Origin of the sequence: Rhizobium sp. PDO1-076 (genome assembly GCF_000247475.1) — a bacterium.
Classification (GTDB): Bacteria; Pseudomonadota; Alphaproteobacteria; order Rhizobiales; family Rhizobiaceae; genus Allorhizobium.
This window is the reverse complement of the sequence record NZ_AHZC01000092.1, coordinates 1-7,003: the sequence shown is the minus strand read 5'-3', so window position 1 is coordinate 7,003 and position 7,003 is coordinate 1. Positions and strand designations below refer to the sequence as shown.

The window sequence follows — 7,003 nt, the reverse complement described above, 5'->3', positions numbered from 1 at the left end:
ATGGAGTGAACTTTCCGCGCCGATTGACAGCCAAGTAGTATCGAGCGCTTTCTAAGATGCGCCAAGGACTGGAGCCTCGATACCAGTCCAACTGCAGGCATATGTATTTGACTCCAAGACGTGGAGCCGTTGTTCGATATTCGCGACCCTGTACGGACTGCTCGATACAGCCGAATGGACGCGGCGAATAATGAGTGGTTTTGCAAAGCCATCAATCGATCAATTCTGCTACATGTCGGCGGGCGTCGGCGCGAAGTTTTCGGACTTCGCCGCTGCGATGGATATGTCCCGCTGGTCACAAACATGACCGAATTCGGTGTCGCACAAAACCAGACGATCGAGTTTAGGGGCTCCAACCCGCTGCACAGCCGGTTGATGTAAATTGCAGGCTCTGTGTTTCCGAAGGGCTCCCGCTCCGGGACATCATCTATAGATAGGACCCCATTCACCAGCACTCCGACCGATCGCCTCCCGACCACGGCCTACATTTTTGCCACGCCAACGATCATACGAAATGTTGCGCCGCACAGGAAATACAAGAATAGTCCTATCGATACGAACGTCTATTAAGGAAGAATTAGTCAATATTGAACATTCATTATGTCGTGCGAGATGACCTTGGTCGCGCGGAGGATATCGGATCGGCGTGCACTAGGGGAATTGCGTCCCGCGCCGGTCCCTTTGGGGGCATTGCAATGAAATTTTCGGTTCGAAACATTCTGGTCACCGTGTTTGCGGTTCTCAGTGTCACAGTCATGGGCGTGATGTCGCAGCAGCTGATGCGGCAGATCGAAACCCAACGCATCTCCAGCCAGCTGGCGGGCTTGGCCTCGCTCGATAAATCGCTGTTCGATGCGCTGCTCGGCATGCGCGGTGAACGTGGAGCCATCAGCTCAGCCCTCAAGCTGGAACCAGCGGATATGGGCTCTACCCGCAAGAATATTGAGAATGGCAGGCGTGATCTCAATGCCGCCTTCAATGATGTCAAATCGACCATCGACAAGGTCGAACCCGCGAGCCTGAAAACCAGCCTCAACCCGGTTCTCGAAAACTACGCTAAATGGATCGATCTTCGCGCGAATGTGGATGCAGCACTCGCCCTTCCGGTCAAGGATCGCAATGCTAGCGTCGGCAAGAGCGCGCTCGGCCTTGCCGACCAGATGCTCGTCGATCTCGAAAAGGCATCCTATCAGGTCGAAGCGATCATCAATGCTCGCGGTCCTGCCATGATCATGTTCACGCAGCTGCGTTCGCTTGCCTGGACCTCGCGCACGCAGCTCGGTACCGCCAACTCGTCGATCGTCGGCGCCATCATTTCCAAAAAGCCACTTTCGGCCGAAAAGCTAGCTGAGATCGCCGTACAGGACGCCCGGGTGTTTCTGGCCTGGGACGTGATCTCGCAGATTGTTGCAAGTGAAGCCACGCCGGCCGCCATCCGCGATCTACACAAGGTCGCGCAGGACACCTACTTCTCCGGCGCATATGCCGAACAGAAGGCGGCCGCCATCAAGCAGTTCCAGGCCGGATTGCCCTTTGCCATGAATGTCGATGACTGGCGCAAGCCCGCCGCCCCGGCGCAGGCATCGCTTGCCGATATCGCCTCGGCATCGCTAAAGGAAATGGCGGCTCTGACCGCCGCCAATGCGGCCGCGTCTACAAGGTCAATCGTCACCTATGGCGTTGCCACCCTTCTGGCTCTGGCGCTTGCCATCGTTGGTTTCTCTACCATAATCTTCCGTATCGCCAACCCGATCACCGCCCTCACAGGCGCCATGCGTACGCTCGCCGCCGGTGATCTGTCGGTCAAGATCGATGGTGCCTCTCGCAACGACGAAATCGGCGACATGGCTCGTGCCGTCGAAGTTTTCCGCGAAGCCTCCATCCACAATCGCCAGCTTGAAGAAGAAGCTGTCCGCTCTCGCCAGGCGGCCGAAGCCGAGCGCATCACCTACCAGAAACGCGCTGAAAGCGAAGCCGAGGCCCGCCTCACCCAAGCGACTTCCGGCCTCGCCTACGGCCTGCGCCGTCTGGCATCCGGTGATCTTCTCTGCGAAATCGAAGAGGAGTTTTCCGAGCAGTTCGAAGTCCTGCGCCACGATTTCAACAGCTCCATCCGCCAACTGAGGACTGCACTGGAAGGCGTGGCCAAGTCGGCACTCACGGTTCGCAGCGGTAGCGACGAGATTTCCACTGCCTCGGACCAGCTTGCCAAGCGCACTGAACAGCAGGCCGCCTCACTGGAAGAAACGGCGGCGGCGCTCGAACAGGTCACGACAAACGTAAAACAGACGTCGGAACGAGCCTCTGAGGCTCGCGAGATGGTTCGCCATGCCAGCGCCCGCGCAGGCACATCCAGCTCGGTCGTATCGAACGCAATCGATGCCATGGGCAGGATCGAGGCGGCGTCGGCCCAGATCGGCCAGATTATCGGCGTCATCAACGACATCGCCTTCCAGACCAACCTTCTGGCCCTCAACGCTGGTGTGGAAGCGGCCCGTGCGGGCGAAGCGGGCAAGGGATTTGCGGTCGTTGCACAGGAGGTCCGCGAACTGGCCCAGCGTTCCGCCAACGCAGCCAAGGAGATTAAGACGCTGATCGGCAATTCGGAAGCCGCGGTGATGCAAGGCGTGGCGCTGGTCAATGATACTGGCAACGGCCTGAACGAGATTGCAGGACTTGTCTCCGCCATCAACCAGCACATGGACGCGATCGCCCTCGGCGCGCGCGAACAGGCATCGGGTCTCAGCGAAATCAACTCATCCGTCAATCATATGGACCAGGTAACCCAGCAGAATGCCGCCATGGTGGAAGAAATGAATGCCGCCGGTGCCGGCCTTGCCGATGAAAGCGGTCGCCTTTCAGAGCTGCTGGCACGTTTCGACATGCATCAAACGGTAGCTGGTCAAGGCTCAAGAATGCGAGCGGCCTGATGAAGAGAGTTCCGGAACCGGATCAACGGTTCTGGAAAGCCTCGATGCGTTGCGCTCACCCATTGTCGCAACGCATCATGACTGGAACCGCGCCGTCCGGTGTCATATTCAAGCCAGCTGCCTAGAGCGTTTCACCTTTTGACGGAATCATACTGATCATTTTTGAGATAGTTAGCGCATGCGTCGGTTTGGTCTGTTTCGACCAGCCCGCCGATATGCCGCCAGGTGTCATCAACGGTCCGCCTCTGTGCTTTACTCATCCTGAGCTTTATCCTCGATAAGGCCTGCTCGATTGAATTGAGGTCCGGCGAACAGGAACCAGAGCCGTCCACCTGCGGCATAGATCGCCTGACGGATCGCCGCAGATTTGTGGCTGCCAAGATTGTCCATGACGACGATGTCGCCAGGTTTTTAGAGAGGAACCAACTGCTTTGGCCGAAAGTCAGCCCCTTGCAAGTAGCGCAAAGTCAGATTCCGCTTCAGGGAGTATGGCCGAAATGCATCATCTTCGGTGGACTTTGCGCCATTCTGCAAACATCGCAAGGTTGCTCTCATCTGTCGCAGGATAAAGCCCGATGATCGTCTGTCCTGCCTTTACCCGCTCGATGACGAAATCCTCATACGCCGTCATCTCGACAGCCTCGTCGGCAATCTCGTCGGCGATTTCCGCCGGAATGACGATCACGCTGTCGTCGTCTCCGACCATGATATCGCCGGGGAACACCGCAACATCGCCGCAACCTATCGGCACATTGATGTCGATCGCCTCGTGCAGCGTGAGGTTCGTCGGGCTTGATGGCCGGTTGTGATAGGCGGGAATATCCAACTCTCCGATTGTCATCGCGTCACGAAAGCCGCCATCCGTGACCACACCGGCCCCACCGCGAACCATCAGCCGGGTGATCAGGATATCACCGGCGGATGCCGCACGCGGATCCTTGCGGCTGTCCATCACGAGGACCGAACCCTCCGGGCAGGTTTCGATCGCGTGGCGCTGCGGATGTTTGGGATCACGGAAGACAGTCATCGGATTGCGGTCCTCGCGCGCCGGCATGTAGCGCAGCGTGAATGCCGGGCCGACCATGTTGTGCCCCTTGGGCCGAACCGGCCGTACATCCTGTATCGTCTGGTTCTTCAGACCGCGCTTGTAAAGCGCCGAGCAAAGCGTTGCGACGGACACGCCCATCAGTTTGTCACGGGTAGCGGGATTCATTGCCTCTCCTAGATGCCTCATCAGTTGATCGCAGGTTCAGGCACCTTGGCGCCGAACTCGGTTTTCAGGAAGTCGAAGTCACAACCCTTGTCGGCCTGCTCGATATGCTTGGTGAACATGAAACCGTAGCCGCGCTCGTATCGCGGCTCCGGTGCCACCCACGAAGCCTTTCGCGCCGCCAGTTCCTCGTTGGAGACCAGCATGTTGAGGCTTCGGGCCGGGATGTCGAGCTCAACCATGTCGCCGGTCTTGAGCAGCGCCAGCGGCCCACCGACAAAAGCTTCCGGTGAGGCATGCAGAACGCATGCCCCGAAACTCGTGCCGGACATACGGGCATCGGAAATGCGCACCATGTCGCGTAGACCGAGCTTCAACAGTGCTTTCGGCATGGGAATCATGCCCCATTCCGGCATGCCCGGGCCACCCTGCGGCCCGGCATTGCGCAGCACCAACACCGTCTCGGGCGTCAGCGGATAATCCGGATCGTCAATGATCGTCTTCATTTCCGCATAACTGTCGGCGACCAGCGCCGGACCGCGATGTTGATGGAATTTTGGGTCGCATGCCGCCGGCTTGATGACGGCACCATCCGGGCAGAGATTGCCCTTGAGCACCGCAAGCGACCCCTCGTGATACACAGGGTTTGAGAGCGGCCGGATGACATCCTCGTTCCAGATTTTTACATCCTCCAGCGCGTCCGTGAGCGGCTTGCCGGTGACGGTGACCGCCGTCGAATCGAGCTTGTCACCGAGCTGTTTCATCAGCGCCCGCAGACCGCCCGCATAGAAAAAATCCTCCATCAGGTAAGTCGTTCCGGAGGGACGGATATTGGCGATCACCGGCGTGGTACGTCCGATGCGATCGAGATCGTCGAGTTCCAGCGGCACGCCCGCACGCCGCGACATGGCGATCAGGTGAATGATAGCATTTGTCGAACATCCGGTTGCCATGGCAACGGTCACCGCATTGTTGACGGCAGCGGCCGTAATGATCTTGTCCGGCGTCAGATCCTCCCAGACCATTTCGACGATCCGTCTTCCGCATGCGGCCGACATGCGCTGATGATTGGCGTCGGCCGCCGGAATGGAAGAGGCATTCGGAAGAGTCAGCCCCATCGCCTCGGCAATCGCCGTCATCGTGGAGGCCGTCCCCATGGTCATACAATGGCCGTAACTGCGGGCAATCCCGCCCTCGATCCCCTGCCATTCCTCTTTTGAAATCGTCCCGGCCCGTCGCTCGTCCCAGTATTTGAACCCGTCAGTGCCGGACCCCAGCGCCTTGCCAGCATAATTGCCGCGCAGCATCGGCCCAGCCGGCAGGTAGATAAACGGAAGGCCCATCGACACCGCACCCATCACCAGCCCCGGCGTGGTCTTGTCGCAACCACCCATCAGCACAGCGCCATCGATCGGATGAGAGCGTAAGAGTTCCTCCGTCTCCATTGCCAGCATGTTGCGATAGAGCATGGTCGTCGGCTTGACGAAGTTTTCTGACAGCGACAGCGCAGGTAATTCCATCGGAAACCCGCCTGCCTGCAGCACGCCACGCTTCACCCATTCAGCCCGCTCGCGAAAATGCATGTGGCAGGGCTGGGCATCGGACCATGTGTTGATGATCGCGATGATCGGCCGGCCTTCCCAGTCTTCCGGCGCATAGCCCATCTGCATGGTACGCGACCGATGCCCGAAAGACCGCTGGTCATCCGGCATCATCCAGCGCGCGGAACGCAGTTCCTCATAGGTCCTTTTCTTCGTCGTCATTCTTTACTCCTCACGCCATATGGCGCTGCCGATCGGCTCCTCAAAAGCTGATCCCGTTTTCTGCAATGAAAGTCAAAAGAGCCGCCTGTTGCCGTTCCGTCAGCGGCCAGGCGGAGGGCGGACGCGTCGGACCGCAATCGTGGCCGATCAGTGCCAGCGCTGCCTTCACCCCGGTGACGTTGGTTCCGTTCATTTCTTCCGCCCGCACCGCCTCGAAGGCCTTCATGCCGCCAATCAGCCGGTTTGCGCCCACATAGTCTCCGGCCGCAAGGGCCGCATGGATGGCAACGGACCGCTGCGGCCAGACATTGATGAGGCCGGAGGTGAAGCCTTGCGCTCCAATGGCATAGAATGCCGGAGCCCAGACCTCCGCCAGGCCACCGACCCATACGATCTCAGGATCACAGGCCGCTATCGCTTCGGACAGTTTCAGCGGGTTCGGCGTCGCCCATTTGACGCCGATGACGGAGGGGATCGCACACAGTTGGACGATCGCCTTTGTGCCGATCGCATCGTTGCGAAGATAGAGAACGATCGGCAGCCCATCAGCCGCATCAGCCACGGCCCGCACGTAATCCACAAACCCGCGCGGCGAGGAGAACGGATCCGGCGCCTGGTGGATCATAAGCGCCGAAGCACCGGCCCGGCGCGAGACCGATGCCAGCCTGCAGGCATCGCGGATGCCCCGCCCGACACCGGCGATCAGCGGAACCCGTCCGCCCACGTGCTCCGCCGAAGCCTGCACCATGGCCTCGGCCTCGTCCAGCGTCAGCGAATAGAACTCGCCGGTATTGCCGTTAGCGACCATGATATGCACGCCAGCCGCGATTGCCCGGTCGACGATCGGCTTCTGCCGTTCCGGCAGAATATCGCCGTTTCGATCATAAGGCGTGACCAGAATGCCGGATATACCGGTCAGGGCGGATATCAGGTCTTGCATCATCACCTCCCTCACTCTGTGAACGCTTCATCGCGCTTGCGGCTGATGCTCGGCGACAACACGAGCACCAGGACCACGACGGCGAAAATTAGCAGCGAAAGGCTGAGCGGGCTGCGCACGAAGATCGACGGGTCGCCCTGGCTGATCAGCATCGCTCGGC

General features: G+C 59.4%; 4 protein-coding genes and 1 pseudogene. 1 reads left to right on the top strand and 4 read right to left on the bottom strand.

Annotated features, from left to right (window positions below):
- Positions 1-695: 695 nt before the first annotated feature.
- A complete protein-coding gene (locus PDO_RS07140) occupies positions 696-2,930 on the top strand; it encodes a methyl-accepting chemotaxis protein (protein WP_007599761.1) in 2,235 nt (744 codons plus the stop codon).
- Positions 2,931-3,061: 131 nt separating this feature from the next.
- Here PDO_RS07140 and PDO_RS28970 read toward each other — a convergent pair.
- The 4 genes and pseudogenes from PDO_RS28970 to PDO_RS07120 form a co-directional block, all read right to left on the bottom strand.
- A pseudogene (locus PDO_RS28970) lies at positions 3,062-3,341 on the bottom strand (transposase); the annotation flags it as partial.
- Between the two features lie 91 nt (positions 3,342-3,432).
- Positions 3,433-4,143, bottom strand: coding sequence for a ribonuclease activity regulator RraA (locus PDO_RS07130; protein ID WP_007599758.1), 711 nt, complete (start codon positions 4,141-4,143; stop codon positions 3,433-3,435).
- Positions 4,144-4,163: 20 nt separating this feature from the next.
- Positions 4,164-5,903: an L-arabinonate dehydratase gene (gene araD / locus PDO_RS07125; RefSeq protein WP_007599756.1), complete on the bottom strand. Its 1,740-nt coding sequence runs from the start codon at positions 5,901-5,903 to the stop codon at positions 4,164-4,166.
- A gap of 40 nt (positions 5,904-5,943) precedes the next feature.
- On the bottom strand, positions 5,944-6,846 hold the full coding sequence (locus PDO_RS07120) for a dihydrodipicolinate synthase family protein (protein WP_037072885.1): 903 nt from the start codon (positions 6,844-6,846) through the stop codon (positions 5,944-5,946).
- Between the last annotated feature and the right edge of the window lie 157 nt (positions 6,847-7,003).

Excerpts from the sequence above, each read along its gene's own strand:
- PDO_RS07140 (WP_007599761.1), top strand. The coding sequence starts at position 696 with ATGAAATTTTCGGTTCGAAACATTCTGGTCACCGTGTTTGCGGTTCTC.
- PDO_RS07130 (WP_007599758.1), bottom strand. The coding sequence starts at position 4,143 with ATGAATCCCGCTACCCGTGACAAACTGATGGGCGTGTCCGTCGCAACG.
- araD (WP_007599756.1), bottom strand. The coding sequence starts at position 5,903 with ATGACGACGAAGAAAAGGACCTATGAGGAACTGCGTTCCGCGCGCTGG.
- PDO_RS07120 (WP_037072885.1), bottom strand. The coding sequence starts at position 6,846 with ATGATGCAAGACCTGATATCCGCCCTGACCGGTATATCCGGCATTCTG.